General features: G+C 36.6%; 18 protein-coding genes and 1 tRNA gene. 15 read left to right on the top strand and 4 right to left on the bottom strand.

Annotation, left to right across the window (positions count from 1 at the left end):
• Positions 1-8 precede the first annotated feature (8 nt).
• The 5 genes from PRO_RS08605 to PRO_RS08585 all read left to right on the top strand — a co-directional run bounded on the left by PRO_RS08605 (position 9) and on the right by PRO_RS08585 (position 3,382).
• Complete coding sequence (locus PRO_RS08605; RefSeq protein WP_011125900.1) at positions 9-434, top strand: hypothetical protein; 426 nt, start codon at positions 9-11, stop codon at positions 432-434.
• Positions 435-523: 89 nt separating this feature from the next.
• Positions 524-1,237: a heme oxygenase (biliverdin-producing) gene (locus PRO_RS08600; protein ID WP_011125899.1), complete on the top strand. Its 714-nt coding sequence runs from the start codon at positions 524-526 to the stop codon at positions 1,235-1,237.
• Between the two features lie 96 nt (positions 1,238-1,333).
• Positions 1,334-2,047 (top strand): 15,16-dihydrobiliverdin:ferredoxin oxidoreductase, encoded by a 714-nt coding sequence (locus tag PRO_RS08595; RefSeq protein ID WP_011125898.1) that lies wholly within the window; start codon positions 1,334-1,336, stop codon positions 2,045-2,047.
• A complete protein-coding gene (locus PRO_RS08590; RefSeq protein WP_011125897.1) occupies positions 2,048-2,821 on the top strand; it encodes a phycoerythrobilin:ferredoxin oxidoreductase in 774 nt (257 codons plus the stop codon).
• 90 nt (positions 2,822-2,911) lie between these two features.
• Entirely contained in the window at positions 2,912-3,382 is a 471-nt protein-coding gene (locus PRO_RS08585; RefSeq protein WP_011125896.1) for a low molecular weight protein-tyrosine-phosphatase, read from the top strand.
• Here PRO_RS08585 and PRO_RS08580 read toward each other — a convergent pair.
• Positions 3,375-4,934 (bottom strand): bifunctional pantoate--beta-alanine ligase/(d)CMP kinase, encoded by a 1,560-nt coding sequence (locus PRO_RS08580; RefSeq protein ID WP_011125895.1) that lies wholly within the window; start codon positions 4,932-4,934, stop codon positions 3,375-3,377. The two genes, PRO_RS08585 and PRO_RS08580, sit on opposite strands and share 8 nt — an antisense overlap.
• Positions 4,935-5,071: 137 nt before the next feature.
• On the opposite strand from PRO_RS08580, the gene purM reads away from it, so the two are divergent.
• The 3 genes from purM (at position 5,072) to PRO_RS09490 (ending at position 7,087) form a co-directional block, all read left to right on the top strand.
• Positions 5,072-6,109: a phosphoribosylformylglycinamidine cyclo-ligase gene (purM, locus tag PRO_RS08575; RefSeq protein WP_011125894.1), complete on the top strand. Its 1,038-nt coding sequence runs from the start codon at positions 5,072-5,074 to the stop codon at positions 6,107-6,109.
• Positions 6,110-6,280: 171 nt separating this feature from the next.
• Positions 6,281-6,901, top strand: a complete 621-nt coding sequence (locus PRO_RS08570; protein WP_011125893.1) for a hypothetical protein — start codon at positions 6,281-6,283, stop codon at positions 6,899-6,901.
• Positions 6,902-6,922: 21 nt separating this feature from the next.
• Entirely contained in the window at positions 6,923-7,087 is a 165-nt protein-coding gene (locus tag PRO_RS09490; protein ID WP_011125892.1) for a Zn ribbon-like protein, read from the top strand.
• An 817-nt stretch (positions 7,088-7,904) separates the two neighbouring features.
• On the opposite strand, the gene PRO_RS08565 is transcribed toward PRO_RS09490, so the two are convergent.
• Positions 7,905-7,975, bottom strand: a tRNA-Cys gene (locus tag PRO_RS08565).
• Here PRO_RS08565 and PRO_RS08560 point away from each other — a divergent pair.
• The gene (locus tag PRO_RS08560) at positions 7,976-9,259 is read left to right on the top strand and encodes a lipid-A-disaccharide synthase-related protein (RefSeq protein WP_225866390.1); all 1,284 of its coding nucleotides are present in this window, start codon (positions 7,976-7,978) and stop codon (positions 9,257-9,259) included. It begins immediately after the preceding tRNA gene.
• Between the two features lie 52 nt (positions 9,260-9,311).
• Positions 9,312-9,581: a hypothetical protein gene (locus PRO_RS08555; protein WP_011125890.1), complete on the top strand. Its 270-nt coding sequence runs from the start codon at positions 9,312-9,314 to the stop codon at positions 9,579-9,581.
• On the opposite strand, the gene PRO_RS08550 is transcribed toward PRO_RS08555, so the two are convergent.
• A complete protein-coding gene (locus PRO_RS08550; RefSeq protein WP_011125889.1) occupies positions 9,578-10,222 on the bottom strand; it encodes a ribonuclease D in 645 nt (214 codons plus the stop codon). The two genes, PRO_RS08555 and PRO_RS08550, sit on opposite strands and share 4 nt — an antisense overlap.
• A 201-nt stretch (positions 10,223-10,423) precedes the next feature.
• Here PRO_RS08550 and PRO_RS08545 point away from each other — a divergent pair, with 201 nt between their 5' ends.
• Positions 10,424-10,978: a cofactor assembly of complex C subunit B gene (locus PRO_RS08545; protein WP_011125888.1), complete on the top strand. Its 555-nt coding sequence runs from the start codon at positions 10,424-10,426 to the stop codon at positions 10,976-10,978.
• Between the two features lie 6 nt (positions 10,979-10,984).
• Positions 10,985-11,806 (top strand): dehydrogenase, encoded by an 822-nt coding sequence (locus PRO_RS08540; protein ID WP_011125887.1) that lies wholly within the window; start codon positions 10,985-10,987, stop codon positions 11,804-11,806.
• Here PRO_RS08540 and hemF read toward each other — a convergent pair.
• On the bottom strand, positions 11,754-12,785 hold the full coding sequence (gene hemF / locus PRO_RS08535) for an oxygen-dependent coproporphyrinogen oxidase (protein WP_011125886.1): 1,032 nt from the start codon (positions 12,783-12,785) through the stop codon (positions 11,754-11,756). The genes PRO_RS08540 and hemF overlap by 53 nt on opposite strands.
• 86 nt (positions 12,786-12,871) lie before the next feature.
• On the opposite strand from hemF, the gene PRO_RS08530 reads away from it, so the two are divergent.
• From PRO_RS08530 to PRO_RS08520, 3 genes are read left to right on the top strand one after another with little or no spacing between them, the layout of a single operon-like run.
• A complete protein-coding gene (locus PRO_RS08530) occupies positions 12,872-13,951 on the top strand; it encodes an Mrp/NBP35 family ATP-binding protein (RefSeq protein WP_011125885.1) in 1,080 nt (359 codons plus the stop codon).
• On the top strand, positions 13,952-15,232 hold the full coding sequence (rodA, locus tag PRO_RS08525) for a rod shape-determining protein RodA (protein ID WP_011125884.1): 1,281 nt from the start codon (positions 13,952-13,954) through the stop codon (positions 15,230-15,232).
• Positions 15,232-16,605: a sensor histidine kinase gene (locus PRO_RS08520; RefSeq protein WP_011125883.1), complete on the top strand. Its 1,374-nt coding sequence runs from the start codon at positions 15,232-15,234 to the stop codon at positions 16,603-16,605. Before rodA ends, PRO_RS08520 begins: the two co-directional genes overlap by 1 nt.
• The last annotated feature ends 67 nt before the right edge of the window (positions 16,606-16,672 follow it).

Raw genomic sequence — 16,672 nt, 5'->3', positions numbered from 1 at the left:
TTCTTTAATTGAATGCTGCCGATCATGCAACAAACTTGTGGTCTATTCAAGCGCTTGCTTCAACAGGAAGTCTTTTAAAGAATTACTTCCCTGTTGCATCTATTAATTTCAGTCCCTGGAGAGAGGACTGTTCTACAAAACTATGGTTTGAAGAAGACAGTCTTGATTTGGCACTTCATTTCCCTGGCTGGAGCCCAAGACTTCAGTGCAGGAGCCTTTTGATACAACTTAGAGTTGTAAAAGATCAGCCAAGGGAGTTACCTCGCTTGTTAGGTGTAATTATGAGAGGGGTTACATTTGATGGTGAGAGGTGGAGACTTGCCACAGTGGGTGATTGGCAACCAACTGGCTCTCATTTGCCACAGCAACTAGTAGTAATGAATCAGTTGCATTCCATATGTCGTGATTTATTTCTTCTTTTTCCTTCAGAATGAGTGTAAGTGTTTGGTCCTCTCTGTTTTAACTTAAAAAGCTCATTAGAGTAGAAATACTCTTTCAACCAAAGTCTTATCCAAGGTTTAAAATGCCATTAGCTCTTGCTATACAACTTAGAGAAGGGACCAAAAAGTCCCATACATTGGCTGAGAACACTGGCTTTGTAAGTTGTTTCTTAAAAGGAGTTGTAGATAAGTCAACTTATAGGAAATTGATGGCAGATTTATATTTTGTTTATTTAGCTATGGAAGATGAGATTGGGAGACTATCTAAAGCAAATCATCCTGTCGTTTCTTTAATAGGCTTTCAAGAACTAAATAGACTTGAAACTATTGAGCAAGATTTACATTTTTATTTTGGAGAAGATTGGTCAGATCTTGTACAGCCCTCTTCTTCGGCAAAGGCCTATGTAGATCGAATACGCCATATTGCCAAAGCTACCCCTGAGTTATTAGTAGGGCATCACTATACAAGATATATTGGCGATCTTTCAGGAGGACAAATTTTAAGCAGAATTGCACGAAAGGCTATGAATCTAACTGGCAAAGATGGCTTAAGATTCTATGAATTTGAACAAATTTCCGACCAAAAAGAATTTAAATTAAAATATACTCAAACTTTAAATACATTGCCCATAGATCAAGAAATGGCAGATTCAATAATAGATGAAGCTAATTTAGCTTTTAAATATAATATGGATATGTTCAAAGAGTTAGAAGGAAATCTGATTGGTGTCATAGGTAAACTATTGTTCTCTTTTCTGACAAGAAAATCTAGGCGTGGAAGTACCGAAAGTGTTTAATTTAGAGATTCTACTTCAATTTTAAATTAATTTATTATGTTAGCTATATCTAACTATTTTAAAGAAGAGTAATTGGATAGAAAGATGAATAAATTAATGCTTCAAGATCTTCATAATAATTTGAAAAGACGAATTATTTCTCATGGTGGCAAGCCCATAGAAGTGGAAAATGGTATGAGTGAACGCTTCTCACATAAACAAGATACTGTAATCAAAAGTTGGCTTTGGGATGTTCCGGGGTTTAGACGCTGGCGGGTTACTAGGATGGATGCAGGTGATAAACTACAAGTTTTAAATTCAGTTGCTTATCCTGCATATACTAATGACAAACCAATTTTAGGAATCGATATTCTTTGGTTTGGTTTAAAGCGTAAATTAGTTGCAGTACTTGATTTTCAACCTCTTGTTCAAGAAGAGCGTTATTTTTGCAGATATTATAAAGACCTTCAAATTTTGAAAAATCGTTTTGTAGATTTTAATAGTCAAAAAACAATGAAGATTTACGATTCAAATAAGTATTTTTCGCCCTGGGTATTACTTTATAATGGAAGTTTTGATGATTTACAATGCTCATTAGCGAAAATTCTAGATGAATTTTTGCATGCTTATTGGCAAGTGGATAATAATAATTCTAGGGAATATATCAAGATAATTCCTTCCAAGGTAGAGCAGTTGCATATTAACTATGATATATATAGTGCTGAAAGAGATCCTGCCCATGGATTATTTAAAAGTTATTTTGGCCAAACATGGGCGGACCAATTTGTCCGGGAATTTTTATTCCCTCATAGTCATTTGACTGCTGATTAGATGATAATTAAAAGAGATAATAGTCTATCAAAAATAGATTTACGAGATTGGATATGGACTCCATTTTTCAATGACTTAGTCGATAAATTGTCTGTTTTTGAAATTGAGCCTTATCCGGTATCTCATGATTTTCTATCCAAAGAAAGTATTACTGGCTCTCGAAGAAATCCTGTACATGTTACTACCTTAACTTGGGCAGCTAAATTTGAAAAAATAAAGCAGGTGCGTCTTGCTTGTATTAAGGGTGGGGAATCATTATCAGTTTTTAATTTATTAATACATCCTTTAAACGATTATGATTTACCTTTCTTTGGAGCTGACTTTGTAACCTTACCTAATGGTCACCTGTTAGCATTAGACCTACAACCTGCATTAAAATTAGATAATATTCATACAGAAAATGTCTGGCCCAGATTGATTCCTTTACATGATCACTGGCAATCATTACTTCCATCAGGAGGTGAAATTCCTAAAGAGGCAGAACCTTATTTCTCTCCAGGTTTTTTATGGTCAAGACTACCTTTGAGTAAAGAGAGCGATAATATTATTAGTGAAATTTTGAGACCTGCTTTTGGAGAATACCTTTCTCTTTATATTGAACTACTTCATATTGCCAAACCTTTAAAAAAAGAACGTGCTTTAAAAATTCTAGAAGGGCAGAAAGCTTATATCAATTATAGGTCTACTAAAGATCCTGCTCGAGCAATGCTTTGTCGTTTTTATGGCAAAGAATGGACAGAAGACTATATCCATAAAGTTCTTTTTAATATTTAGAAACCTCTATTGACAATAAATTTATTTGATATTTTTATTTGAAGCCTACTTATTGTGTGATAGTTGTTATCTATTCTTTAACCATATGCCATGATTAGAAAAGTTTTGTTTATTTGCTTAGGTAATATATGTCGTTCTCCTGCTGCTGAAGCTATTTTCTTACATCATCTTAGAGAGATAGATCTAATCAATGAATTCATTGTTGACTCGGCAGGTACTGGTGGTTGGCATGTTGGTAAAAAGGCAGATTCAAGAATGCGATCTGCTGCATTGAGTAGAGGAATTGTGATTGAAAGTAGGGCTAGACAAATATCATTAAATGATTTTAATAATTTTGATTTAATTTTAACAATGGATCAATCAAATTTAGATGATGTAAATTCTCTGGCAAAAGAGTTGAATATTTCTTATAAGGCGAAAGTTAAGCCCTTGCTAGAATACGCAACAAATACAGATTTGGTTGAAGTACCAGATCCATATTATGGAGGAGAAAAGGGTTTTGAGGATGTTTTGAATCTTCTAGAAAATGCAATCGAAGGATTAATTAGAGATATTAAGTAGCATTAGTGGGCCAAACCTCTTGTGGAATTTTCTCTCTAAATATATTAATTAATAATTCTACTACTTCCTCTATATTCATTCCATCAGTAATTAATTCTTGTGCATCTTTGGCTTTTGATAAAGGAGCTATTTCTCGTGAACTATCAAGTCTATCTCTTTCTTTAATTTGTTTTTCAAGCTCTGAAAGACTAGGAGTAGAAAAACCTTGCTTTTTTAAATCGATAGCTCTTCGTTTTGCTCTTTCTTGGGCAGTAGCGGTGAGGAAAATCTTTAGCTCAGCATCTGGGAAGACTGCTGTACCAATATCTCTACCTTCAGCCACTAGTCCACCCTTTGATCCTAATTCTTTTTGTTGACTGGTAAGTTTTTCTCGTACTGAACCTATGGCAGCGACCAAAGACACCTGAGAAGTTACTGTAGGCGAACGAATTAAAGTAGTGATATCTTTACCATTTATTAAAACCTGTTGATTTCCTGTATTTGATAAACAAATATCTAGATTGATATCATTTAAAATTAATTCTAGTTCACTGGAATTTTGAGGATCGATATTGTTTTCTTGAATTAGCCAAGTAACAGCTCTATACATTGCCCCTGTATCAAGGTAAATGAGACCAAGTTTTTGGGCGAACTTTTTGGTGACAGTGCTTTTTCCTGCTCCAGCAGGTCCATCTATAGCAACAATTGGATTTCTTTTCATTAAAAAGCCGTGATCTATCAAGCGAGTATTGCCGCAGTGGACAGCTGCAGCAAGCAAGCAAAGCTTGCTTTCATCGTGATTGACTGGATTGAGATTTTTTAAATCTACAGTTTCTAGATATTCAACTTTGAGATCATGCTCTTCTAACGTTGTCTTCATATTATTTAGATTAATAGGCTTATTCTCTTGAAATGCCTGAGCTGCTTGTTGAAGTACGGCAGGTAAAGCTACAACTTTCTTTCTTTCTTCTTTTGAAAGGTTAACGTTTCGCGAACTGCATGGAAGACCATCTTGATCTCTTTTTGTGGGGATTGAGTGAATTAAGACTGGTAAGCCAAGATCATTAATTAACTGACGCAAAATAACTAATTGCTGCCAATCTTTTTCACCGAGAAAAATACGATTAGGACGCACTAGAGCTAATAGTCTGACTACTACTGTTGCAACACCATCGAAATGTCCTTCCCGGGAAGCCCCACATAAATATTTGTTTAGTGAAAAAGGGACTTGGATTTTGAAATGAGCCTCTTCCCCATTGGGGAATACACTTTCAAATGAAGGAGCCCAAATCGCATTTGCGCCTGCCTCATAGGCTATTTTGCAATCATTTTCGAAAGTTCTAGGATATTTCTTAAAATCTTCTTCAAGGTCAAATTGAAGTGGATTTATAAAGATGCTTACTAATACTTGCGATGAGTGTTTTCTTTTGCAAAAAGATCGCGCTGTTTTGATTAATTCTTGATGGCCTTGATGTAGACCTCCCATAGTTGGGACAAAATTAATTTCATGATTGTGTTTTTGCCTACACCAATCTTCTAAAGCAGTTTTTGTTCTGAGAATAGTTAAGTTCAAAATGGATTAATAGCAATCATTTTAAAATTTCCTTTGATAGTCTGTTTTTAGTGAAAATAGTATTTACTCCACATTGGCGAAATTTTTGATTAAAAATAAAAATCAAAGATTAAGCAAAAGCATAATTTATTAAAACCATGGATTACAAGTCAGCTGGTGTCAATGTTGAGGCAGGTAGAGCCTTTGTAAATCGAATCAAAGCAAGTGTCGAAAGCACTTCGCGCCCTGAGGTAATTGGTGGGATAGGCGGTTTTGGGGGGTTTATGCGATTACCGAGAGGATTGGAAAAACCAGTTTTAGTATCTGGAACTGATGGTGTAGGGACAAAGCTTGAACTAGCTCAGGATTATGGTTCTCATTATGGGGTTGGCATCGATTTGGTTGCTATGTGTGTTAATGATGTAATTACTAGTGGAGCAGAACCACTCTTTTTTCTTGATTATATTGCAACTGGGAAATTGACTCCTGAGGCTTTAACGGAAGTAATTGAAGGGATAGCAGAAGGATGCAATCAATCTAAATGCTCTTTATTGGGTGGGGAAACTGCGGAAATGCCAGGTTTTTATTCTGATGGAAGATATGATTTAGCAGGTTTTTGTGTGGCTGTAGTAGAAGAAAATAAAATTATTAATGGAAGCAAAATCAAAGTTGGCGATCAAATTATTGGGATTAAAAGTAATGGGTTTCATAGCAATGGCTTTAGTTTGATACGCAAGGTTGTGAAACTGGCTGGCGTTAATGAAAAAAGTTGCTTTGGATCAAGGAAAGTTCCTTTAATCGATTATTTACTTAAGCCCACACAGTTGTATGTCCATTTAGTGCAAGCATTACTTCAAGCAAATTTGCCAGTAAAGGGAATGGCACATATCACTGGCGGAGGATTGCCTGAGAACTTGCCAAGATGCCTTCCTGATGGCTTGGCAGCTTCGATTGATAGAAACAATTGGGAAGAACCTTCTATCTACAAATGGTTGCGCAATGAAGGAGATATTCCAGAGAGTGATTTGTGGAATACATTTAATTTTGGTATTGGGTTTTGCTTAGTTGTATCTCCAGACCAATCTAAGGATTTAATAGATATGTGTTCTGCTAATGGCTTCGTTGCTTGGAACATTGGTCAAGTTGAAGAGCAACCTAAACAAATGCAGTCCAGAATTGTTGGATTGCCAACTTAGATCAAAGGTATTTATTGTTTCTTTGAATTAAATTATTGCTTTTTAAGGAATGAAGTAAATAATGCCTCTTGACCAAAAGTTGATGATGATAGATACTAAAACACTAATTATTAATGCAAACCGAAGATTATTTCGGAAGCTGCGAAGTTAGATCTTGACTTAAATTAATCAATGCCACTGGAAAATCAACAGCGTTCAACGCGTAGACGAAGCTCAGCAGGTCCAGTTCCTCCTAGGAGGCCTTTGGGCAACAATTCTTCTGTCATGGATAATAGACAGGGACCTAGACCGACATTCCTTACTCTTAGAGATCATGGAAAAGTCTATGTTGCCGATTTACCAAATCTTTCAGATGGTCAGTTAGCACATATATCCAAGGAAGCCGAGGAAGTGTTGACCAGCCTTGAGAGGCGTATTACTGATTTAGAGGGTGACACTACAAATAATGATAATGACACTTTAATTAAGGCTTCTACCAAGCATGAGGTTACGCTTAGGTTTATAAGGGCTATAGAAGGGGAACAGGATCATAGACGCAATAATCCTGCATTAAAAGATGCTGCTACAGAGTCTTTGCCGAGAACTTTTCTTGAGGTTGCTCGTCATAGATTACCTGGAGCAACTTTTGATTCATTATTACGAGAGGCTCTAGAGGCTTGTGCAAAAGAAGAGGACGCAAAGAATGCTCCTGTCCCAGAAGTGGTTAAAGATGATTCGCCACCACTTCAAATAGTTGATCTACCTTCTTCATCTAATACTTCAGCAGTATTAATTACGGATGAGTTGAAATAATCCAGTTATTAAAATATCGAGATGGCAATTAAATCCTCTAAGGATTTTGAGAAAAGAAGACTAGAAAGGGAACTAAATAATGAAATAGAAGATAGCAAGTTCAAGGTGCTTTGTCCCTATTGCAAGAGGACAAAAAACAATGGCCTGTCATGCATTGGTATGTGTGTTGCTGATAATGATTACTAGAAGCCTGTCTTTTTTAAAAGTTATATATTTAACTGATTAAATATAGTTTAATTTTTTAATACTAGACGTTCCTTTTTTCAGTTAATTATGAGAATGGGAAGAAAACTTTTTCATAACCTATTAAAGCTCCAAGGGAAGCTATAATAATGCTGGAAAATAATAACACTCCGAAAAGTGTATATAGATTATCTTGAGGCTGTACTTGAGGCGCCATGAAATTGTTTAATTTATTTTCAGGACTCTATAAGATTAGTCAAAATAAAGCGAAAGATCTTAACAATTTACAAGTCTCACTTGCTAAAAAGTAATTGATAATAAAAATTTCTGCTGGATTTAGGGACAATATATTTCATAAGCAAACAGTATTCCTGGTTTCATTTTATTTTTTGCTCACAGAAAGAAGGATTTGATTTCTGTGAGAAGCCTTAGCTTCAATGAATTATCAGGAATTAGCTTGGAGGAGACGATAACTATTGAATTGTAAAATCGGATTAATTTTGGAAAAGTTCTTTTTCTTGGTATAGAGTGATAAAGGACACTCCTCACACAATTGTCCAATAGGGCGCTGCTCGTTGAGGGCGCTCTTTTTTTTGTCTAATTTTATATTTGCTTCTTCAGCGTTCCAAAAAGCCTTGGCGATGAATGTTTTATGTAAGTGCCTCAGTTATATGTGTTTGCGACAATTAATATACGGTCTGGCTCCATTGCTATGTACCATTCGTTTAATAGCTTGATTTGCTCTTGAGACTTGCTACTCGATACCGCTGGAGCATAGTTCTAGAGAGCCTTCTCAGGAAAGTTAAGCATAAAATAAAGAAGGCGGCACCCAGATTCGAACTGGGGATAAAGGATTTGCAATCCTCTGCCTTACCGCTTGGCCATGCCGCCGTGGGATTGAAAGATATAATCACACCTTTGGATCGTATCAGTCAAAAGAAAAAAAAAGTTCTAGTGCTCTCGAATGGTCATGGGGAAGATCTAATTGCTTTAAGAGTAATTGAGGCTTTACATCACTTAAATCATGAATTAAAACTTGAGGTGCTTCCATTGGTTGGAGAAGGTAAAACCTTTTCAAAAGCAATTGCAAATCAATGGCTGGTCAAGAAAGGTATCTCTAAGCGTTTGCCAAGTGGTGGGTTTAGTAATCAGAGTCTTAGGGGGTTTCTTGCTGATATAACAGCAGGTCTTATATGTGTCACTTGGAAGAATTGGTTAGTTGTCCGAAATGCTGCAAAGAATGGCAGTTTTATTCTGGCTATTGGAGACTTGTTACCTCTTTTTTTTGCATGGAGTAGTGGCGGTTTATATGCTTTCTTGGGTACTCCTAAAAGTGATTACACATGGGTATCTGCTCAAAGACAATCCTTTAGTGATTATTATCATCGATTTAAAGGGACGGAATGGGATCCTTGGGAGTGCTATCTCATGCAAGATGTTAGATGCAAAGTAGTTGCTGTTAGAGATCAATTAACTGCAAGAAGCTTAAGAATGAAACGTATAAGAGCAATGGCCTGTGGCAATCCAATGATGGATGGCTTGGGTCACATGCAGTGCCCACTTTCTTTAAAAAGTTTTAGGCGTTTGATTTTGCTTTGTGGTAGTCGTATGCCAGAAGCAATGAGGAATTTCAAGCGATTACTTTTAGCTATTGAACAAATTGAAAGGAATACTCCTTTTTTGATTCTTGTAGCAATTGGAGCTGAACCTTCTTTGATTGAGCTTTGCGATTATTTGAGCAGAGTGGGCTATCGAAAGGAACCATCTTTTGAGCAAGGATTATCTTCAGACGCTTGCTTTGAAAAAAAAGGACTCAAAATTGTTATTGGGGTTGGCAAATTCGTTGAATGGTCAAGGTTTGCTGAAGTGGGAATTGCCAATGCAGGAACGGCTACTGAGCAACTTGTAGGCCTAGGTGTTCCTTGTGTTTCTTTACCAGGAGATGGACCGCAATTTAAATATGCATTTGCGACTCGCCAGAGTCGGTTGCTAGGTGGTGCTGTCATTCCATGTAAGAGCCCTAAACAAATGGCGCAAATAATTCCTGTATTGCTGAGACAGTCTAAATTTAGAGATTCTCTATCATTAGTAGGGAAGAAACGTATGGGGCCAGCGGGGGGAAGTAAGGCTTTGGCTAAATTGATTTTGAATTCTTTTGTGGTAAATATTCAATAATTTGAGATGCTTAAACTAAAGTAGATATATCAAAGTTTTATTGATCTAAGTCATGTCAAGTATTAAAGAACATGAGTATTTAAAAGTATGTGCTGAATTGGCCTCTTGCTTAAGCATTAGTATTTCAGCTGCAAAAAAGAAAATTGATCTTGCTGCAGCCAGAAAAGGAGCAAGAGATCTTTCTTCAAGAAAAGAAATAGCTGCAAAATTGCTAGAAGAAGCTATTAAATATTCAAGTTCGAATGAAACTACAATTGCTAATCAATTGGATAATTTATTAGAGGCACTAGCAGAAGAAGAAAATTTTATGGTAGAAGATTAATGTTCAAAAATATTGTGAAAACGTCTGATGTCTAATTCTGACATGACCGATATACATTCAAAACACCGTTTTGTTAGCTCCCACCTGTCTTCTCTGATTAACATTTTTTCTAATTGATTTCTTGCTTGAATAAGATAGCGAACATCATTAGTAGCGTATTCTAGTTGCTTTTCTGTTAGCTCACCAACTCTTCCCCAATCGCTACTTTGAGCTTGTTTATCTAGTTCTATTCCAACAAGTTCCAAAATCACTTCTTTTAATCCATGCCTAGGGGAATATGTCCTCCCAATTTTGCTCGCTAATTTTGTGCAGAATATTGAATTTACAGCAATATTGAGATTGCATGAAATAGCAGCTACATCAAATCTTGCATAATGGAATACTTTCTCAATAGCGGAATCTTCCATTAATGATTGGAGATTATTTGCTTTTGTTTGGTGTTGTTGGATTTTTATACAAGCAACATTATCTTGCTCATCGCAGATTTGAACTAGACAAAGTCGATCACGACCATGTATAAGACCCATCGCTTCTGTATCTATAGCTAAGCAGGATTGTGTGGAAAAATGTTGCGTCCATTGATCATCAAGGTCAGTCTCAAAGACCTTAAAACTGGCTGGCTTTTTGGCAAAGCTTGACATACGTTTACAGAGAAAATTTAGATCAGACTTTTTTAGAAGAAACAAATTTCACCACGTTTAAATAGCTTTTAATTTAATTTCTTACTAGTCTTAGTTTACAGACTTATAGGTCTTGTTTTATTTTCCAAATATTTATCAATTAACTTTGTTTGCCATTAAAGTTTTGATATCAATTGGATTTACCTGATTTATTCTTGAGAGATGGAATCCTCATATTATTCAACATTTATTTTAACGATATTGTTAGCTATTGGTCTTGCCTTTTTTCTACGAGCGGCTAGCAAAGATCGTACAACTATTGTAGATATTTCCTCACCCTTGCCTCCGCTAGATGTGTTAAATGGAATTAGCAATTGGCTTGAGGAGCGTGGATGGAGAAGAGAAGGTGGAGATGCTGATAGAAAAGTGCTTAGGTTTAACGGTCGTGTTTCATCTAGCCCAGTATTAGCTGTTTTCTTATCAATACTTTGTGGATTAGGAGGTGCTTGTTTGGGATTAGTGATTTGTCAGCTTTATGCTTCATTAAATTGGTGGCCATTAGTACTTGTTCTGCTAGGCCCTTTTGCAGGCTTCTTTTATAGAAATAGAGCTTCGAGAATAGAGTCCTTAGAAATGAGATTAGTAAGCAAGGTTAATGATAAGAAAAGTCAATTGCGCATAAAGGCGCATAGAGATGAATTGATTGCTATAGAAGCAGAACTAGCAGAGAACCTTCAATTGGCAAGCGATGGTTCATTGACTTCTTCTCCAATTTGAAAACGTATGGGACTAACTCCCGCGTTATTTGCAAAGGTTCTCAGATTAAATTTTTGGAGTGTTGTTTTTCTAACTCTTCATGCTTCATGTATCCCGTTATTTCTTTCTGCAGAAAATCTTGATTCTTTTCTCGGTCAAAGAATTCAGAAAAATGCTAGATGGGTTGGCAATCAAGTTGTATCACCTTCAATCTCGATTTTGATTTTGGCTGGGCATGCTGATTCTCAAGGAATTGAAGGAGCGGGTACGGTCGGAGAGGCAGTAGGTATAAATGGATCTAAACCTATGGATCCAGAAATTAGTGATGAACTGTTTTGGAATTTTAAAATTCAAGATGCTGTGGTCAAAGTAGGCAAGGATAATGGGTTGACGATTGACTCTTATTCTCCAAGTATTAGAACCATAGTTGATGAAAATGATTTTCAGACAAATTGGTCAGTTGGTTCTCGACATGCTGCAAAGGGTGGCTATGTCATTGAGATTCACTTTGACTCTTATGGTAAACACGGTTTTGGCTCAGGATTAATTCCACCATTGTCCAAAAATATCAACAATATTGATGAGGCGCTTGCTCAGAGCTTTGGACGTTATCCAATATTTTTTCGTGGCGGTTTGGGTGGGCCAAGACGCCAAATAAGAATTTTGGAAATAGGCAAATTAGAGGGCGATCTGGAAAAAAAATTAAGAGACTTAGATTCAAGGGACAAGACAATAGAGAAAATTGCAAATCTCATTGTTCAAGGGATCTTGGATGGTGTGATGAAAACTGGTCCTTTTAATCCACTGCGTGATGAGGACGACATTTTTCTTCCAGACTCTCATCTGTAAACCATTCTTGTGGTTTTGTAAAGACGTCAGTGAGTAGAGATTCTCTTGATTCTGGAGGAGCTTTAAATCCATATTCCCATCGTGCCAGTGGTGGTAAAGACATGAGGATAGATTCTGTTCTTCCATTAGTTTGCAGTCCAAAAATAGTCCCTCTATCCCAAACCAAATTAAATTCAACGTATCTTCCACGTCGGTATAACTGGAAGTTCCTCTCTCTATCACTAAACGTTTGATTATGACGTTTTTCAATAATTGGAATGTAAGAGGGTAGGAATGCATTGCCACATGCCTTTGCGAGCGAGAAAAGATCTTCCCAAGATAGTTTGTATTCTCCAAGCTCTTTAGAAGCAATTGAAGAAAGTCCATTAGGATTTTGTCCTTTATATAATTTCCCAGACCCATCTTGATAATCAAAAAATATTCCTCCTACGCCTCTACTTTCATTCCGGTGCTTTAAGAAGAAATATTCATCACACCATGGTTTAAAAACTTTGTGAAGTTTAGGATTGATAGAGTCGCATGCTTCTTGATGAATTTTGTGAAAATGACGAGTATCTTTTAAATAGGGATAGTAAGGAGTAAGATCTGCCCCTCCCCCAAACCACCAAACTGGGCCTGCTTCAAAGTAACGATAATTTAGATGAACAGTTGGTATATAAGGATTTCTAGGATGTAGGACCATTGAAGTCCCAGTCGCGAACCACTTATGACCTTTTGCTTCTGGTCGTTGGTTCAGGATTGAGGGAGGTAATTCTTCACCGTGTACTTCTGAAAAATTTACTCCACCCTGTTCAAAAATCCTCCCTTCTCTCATGACTCTAGATCGCCCACCACCGCCTTCAGGTCGTTCCCATGATTCTTCTTGAAAAGTACCCTCACCATCTATATTTTCAAGTCCTTTGCATATGTCATCTTGAAGACCTGTGAGAAAACTTTTTACCTTAACTCTTGATTGTGTTGATGGTTGGCTAAGGCTCATGAGAGAACAATTTTATTTTGTTTTTCTCTAGGAGGCTAAGTCATTTGATTCTCTTCATTAGGATTAGTAATAGATGTATTTAAACAATGCTTTCCGAAGAAGAGCTACTGAAAGCACTTTCTTCTATAAAAGACTCTGGGAGTAATCGATCCGTAGTCGATCTTGGTTGGTTAGATCAACTAAGAATTAACCACCCCAAGGCAATTGTTCGATTGAATTTACCCAGCTATGCACAAAGCCAAAGGGATCGAATAGCTGCTGAGGCAAAAAGAATTGTTGAGAGTTATAGAGAAATCTCTGAATTGCAGATTGAATTAAGCAATGCCAATGGTCAATCAGAAATTGGTAATGCTGGGCATGGTCAAGTCTCCTCTCTTCAGAAAATTCCTGGAGTTAAGAATGTAATTGCAGTTAGCAGTGGGAAAGGAGGAGTAGGTAAAAGTACCGTTGCAGTAAATCTTGCTTGTGGACTTTCTCAAAAAGGATATAGCGTGGGTTTACTTGATGCAGATATATATGGTCCAAATACGCCAATTATGCTTGGAGTATCAGATAAAACTCCAGAAGTTCAAGGTAGTGGAGCTGAACAGAAAATTATTCCAATTGAGAGCTTTGGAATTTCCATGGTTTCTATGGGATTGCTAATTGACGACAATCAACCAGTGATTTGGCGTGGACCAATGCTGAATGGGATTATTAGACAATTTCTCTATCAAGCTAGTTGGGGCGAAAAAGACTTTTTGGTAGTTGATCTTCCCCCTGGCACAGGAGATGCGCAGCTTTCGCTTGCTCAGGCTGTTCCGATGAGTGGCGTTTTAATAGTCACTACTCCTCAAAAAGTCTCATTGCAAGATTCACGCAGAGGCTTGGCTATGTTCAAGCAAATGAATGTTCCAATACTTGGAGTAATAGAAAATATGTCTAGTTTCATCCCCCCTGATCAGCCGGAGAGAGAATATGCAATATTTGGCACAGGTGGTGGACAAGTCTTATCGGAAGAAAACTCTGTACCTCTACTAGCAAAATTGCCTTTAGAAATGAATACTTCTAATGGGAATGAGGAAGATAAACCCATAGTTTTTCAATACCCAGATTCAAAAACTGCAAAGGCTTTTGAAAGACTAGCTCTTTCAGTTTTAGAAATTATTGAGACAAATTCAAATTAAATGCCTTCTATTGTTAATTCTTTTGCTCGACAGAGTAATCGATCAACAAAATTAGATTTCAGAAGAAAACAGTTAAATGATGCTGAATTAATTCTTTGGTTTGTTCCTTTAAGTTTAGTTGTTTTATCTAGTGTATTAATTGCAAGTACTCAAAGACAAGTATTTTATGGCAGTTGGTACCAGCATTTAATTACTGCAGTATTTGGGGGTTTTCTTGCATTAATTATTTCTCGATTGCATTTAGAAAGAATACGTAATTTTTTATTTCCTTTATACTTAATTACTATTTCTAGTCTTTTAGCTGTAAAACTTTTAGGTGTTTCTGCTTTAGGGGCACAACGCTGGCTCAGTATTGGAGGATTAAATATTCAGCCCTCTGAAATTGCAAAAATCTCTTTGATAATTATTCTTGCTTCTATACTTGAAAATCAAAAGTTTAATTCTCCAATACAATTATGGAGGCCTTTTGTAGTCATTTTAATACCTTGGTTTTTGGTTTTTATTCAACCTGATTTAGGCACGTCACTTGTTTTTGGAGCAGTCTTGTTGATTATGCTTTATTGGTCAGGTATGCCGTTGGAGTGGTTGTTATTATTTTTATCAGGAATTCTTACAGCTGTTTTAGTTGGAATATTTCATTGGGGACTTTTTTTATGGATTCCTTTCATGGGATTCTTGGCATATCGTTCATTGCCTAAAAAATATTTGAGTGCATTTTTAACAATGAGCACTTTAAGTGGAATAGCTATTTCTACACCTTGGCTTTGGATTAATGCCTTAAAGGATTATCAACGAGATCGACTCATATTATTTCTTGATCCAGGGAAAGATCCTCTTGGCGGAGGTTATCATTTAATTCAAAGTACTATAGGGATAGGGTCAGGAGGCCTTTTTGGAACCGGTTTATTACAAGGTCAATTGACTAAATTACGCTTTATTCCGGAACAACATACAGATTTTATTTTTAGTGCATTAGGAGAAGAAATAGGCTTTTTTGGAACAATGTTTGTATCAATTGCATTTTTGCTATTCATTTTTCGGCTATTGACTATTGCTAGAAATGCTTATACAAATTTTGAGTCTTTAATTGTTATTGGAATCGCTACTATGATTTTATTTCAAGTGGCAGTAAATATTTTTATGACCATTGGTCTTGGACCTATAACTGGTATTCCATTACCATTTATGAGTTATGGAAGAACAGCATTGATCGCTAGTTTTATTGGGTTAGGACTGTGTCTATCTGTATCTCGTAGAGCAAAATTATTTCATCGAAATTAGTGGTAAATACAGCTTCAATTAGTTCTATTCAGCAGCGTATGGCTCTTGGTGCACCTACTGGAAGCGTTGATGAGCAAATTGTTCGAAGACTGTGGTGGGCTGCATTGGATATTCTCCAAGAACAAATTTTGTTGCCTATGAACCTTGAGAAAGGACTCTGGCTTGCTTCACCTTTACCAGCTCTCTATGAGTCAAAATTATTGGCGCGATTGCAAGGATGGGTATGGGCTCCTGAGGAACTGTCGATGCTTAGTTCTCCTTACGCAGGCTTATTGCCTGCATCTACCAGGTCGATTCATCAGGGTAATGTTTCTGGCTCTAAGCATTTTAGGCGGTTGCCTTTACGTAAAAATGATGGACAAGATCCTTTGCTAATAATACTTACTCCTGAAGTGCAGATAGCTCTTGCTTTGCAAGGTGAACCAGGTAAAAGAAATTTAATTATGAGAAGTGATCCTGAAACTTTGACTGATGTATTAAATATTTTGGATCAAAGATTGAATCTAGAAGCTCCAGAACAAGCAAAGGAAATACGAGATTCTTTGGCAGATTTAGGCCAGTTAACCAGCAATGAAGATGTAGCAAAGGTTTTTTGGCCTCTTATTGCTTCTAGGTTGGCAGGTATTGCGCCTAGCTTAAATATTCAGACTTACCAGAATTCAGAGCAATTAGATCAACACGAGTCTCAACCTCCAGGAGAAATTTCATTATTAGAAGCTCTCACTCATGAAATTCGTACTCCTTTGGCAACTATTAGAACACTTATCCGGTCAATATTGCGAAGGGAGGATTTAGCTCCTACGGTTGTTTCTAGATTAAAAGAAATTGATGCAGAATGTACAGAGCAAATTGATAGATTTGGGTTGATTTTTAATGCTGTTGAGCTTGAAAGAAATCAAACTCAAAAGTCAGATTTAGCTAAAACGGATTTGGGGAATATTCTTGAAATATTATTTCCTGTTTGGGAACAACAATTGAATAGACGTGGAATTAAACTTCAATTAGATATAACACCAGACTTACCAGAGGTCCTGAGTGATCCTGAACGTCTTGAATTGATGTTGGGAGGATTAATTGATAGAAATACTAGAGGGATTCAAAATGGAGGGATTCTCTTGTTGGAATTGAGACCAGCAGGACAACGTCTAAAACTCAAAATCACCAGTAATTTCTCATATACAAAACAAAGGAATGAAAGCACTTTTGATCAAAATTCTGATCTTGGGACTGTATTAAGTTGGAACCCAAATACAGGAAGCCTTCAATTGACTCAAGCTGCTACTCAAAGATTATTGGCAAGTCTTGGTGGGAGATTAATCAGAAGACGAGATAGAGGGATAACAATATTTTTTCCCACAGCAGAAATCAAATAATTGCTGGTTCTAATGTTGACTCGTGTGAAGGTTCTCCTCCTAAAGTGATAAAAGGTACAAAAGTTAG

Origin of the sequence: Prochlorococcus marinus subsp. marinus str. CCMP1375, from assembly GCF_000007925.1 — a bacterium.
GTDB classification, from domain to species: Bacteria; Cyanobacteriota; Cyanobacteriia; order PCC-6307; family Cyanobiaceae; genus Prochlorococcus_E; species Prochlorococcus_E marinus.
Note: the sequence above shows the minus strand (reverse complement) of the source record. Positions and strands in the feature narration are given on the sequence as shown.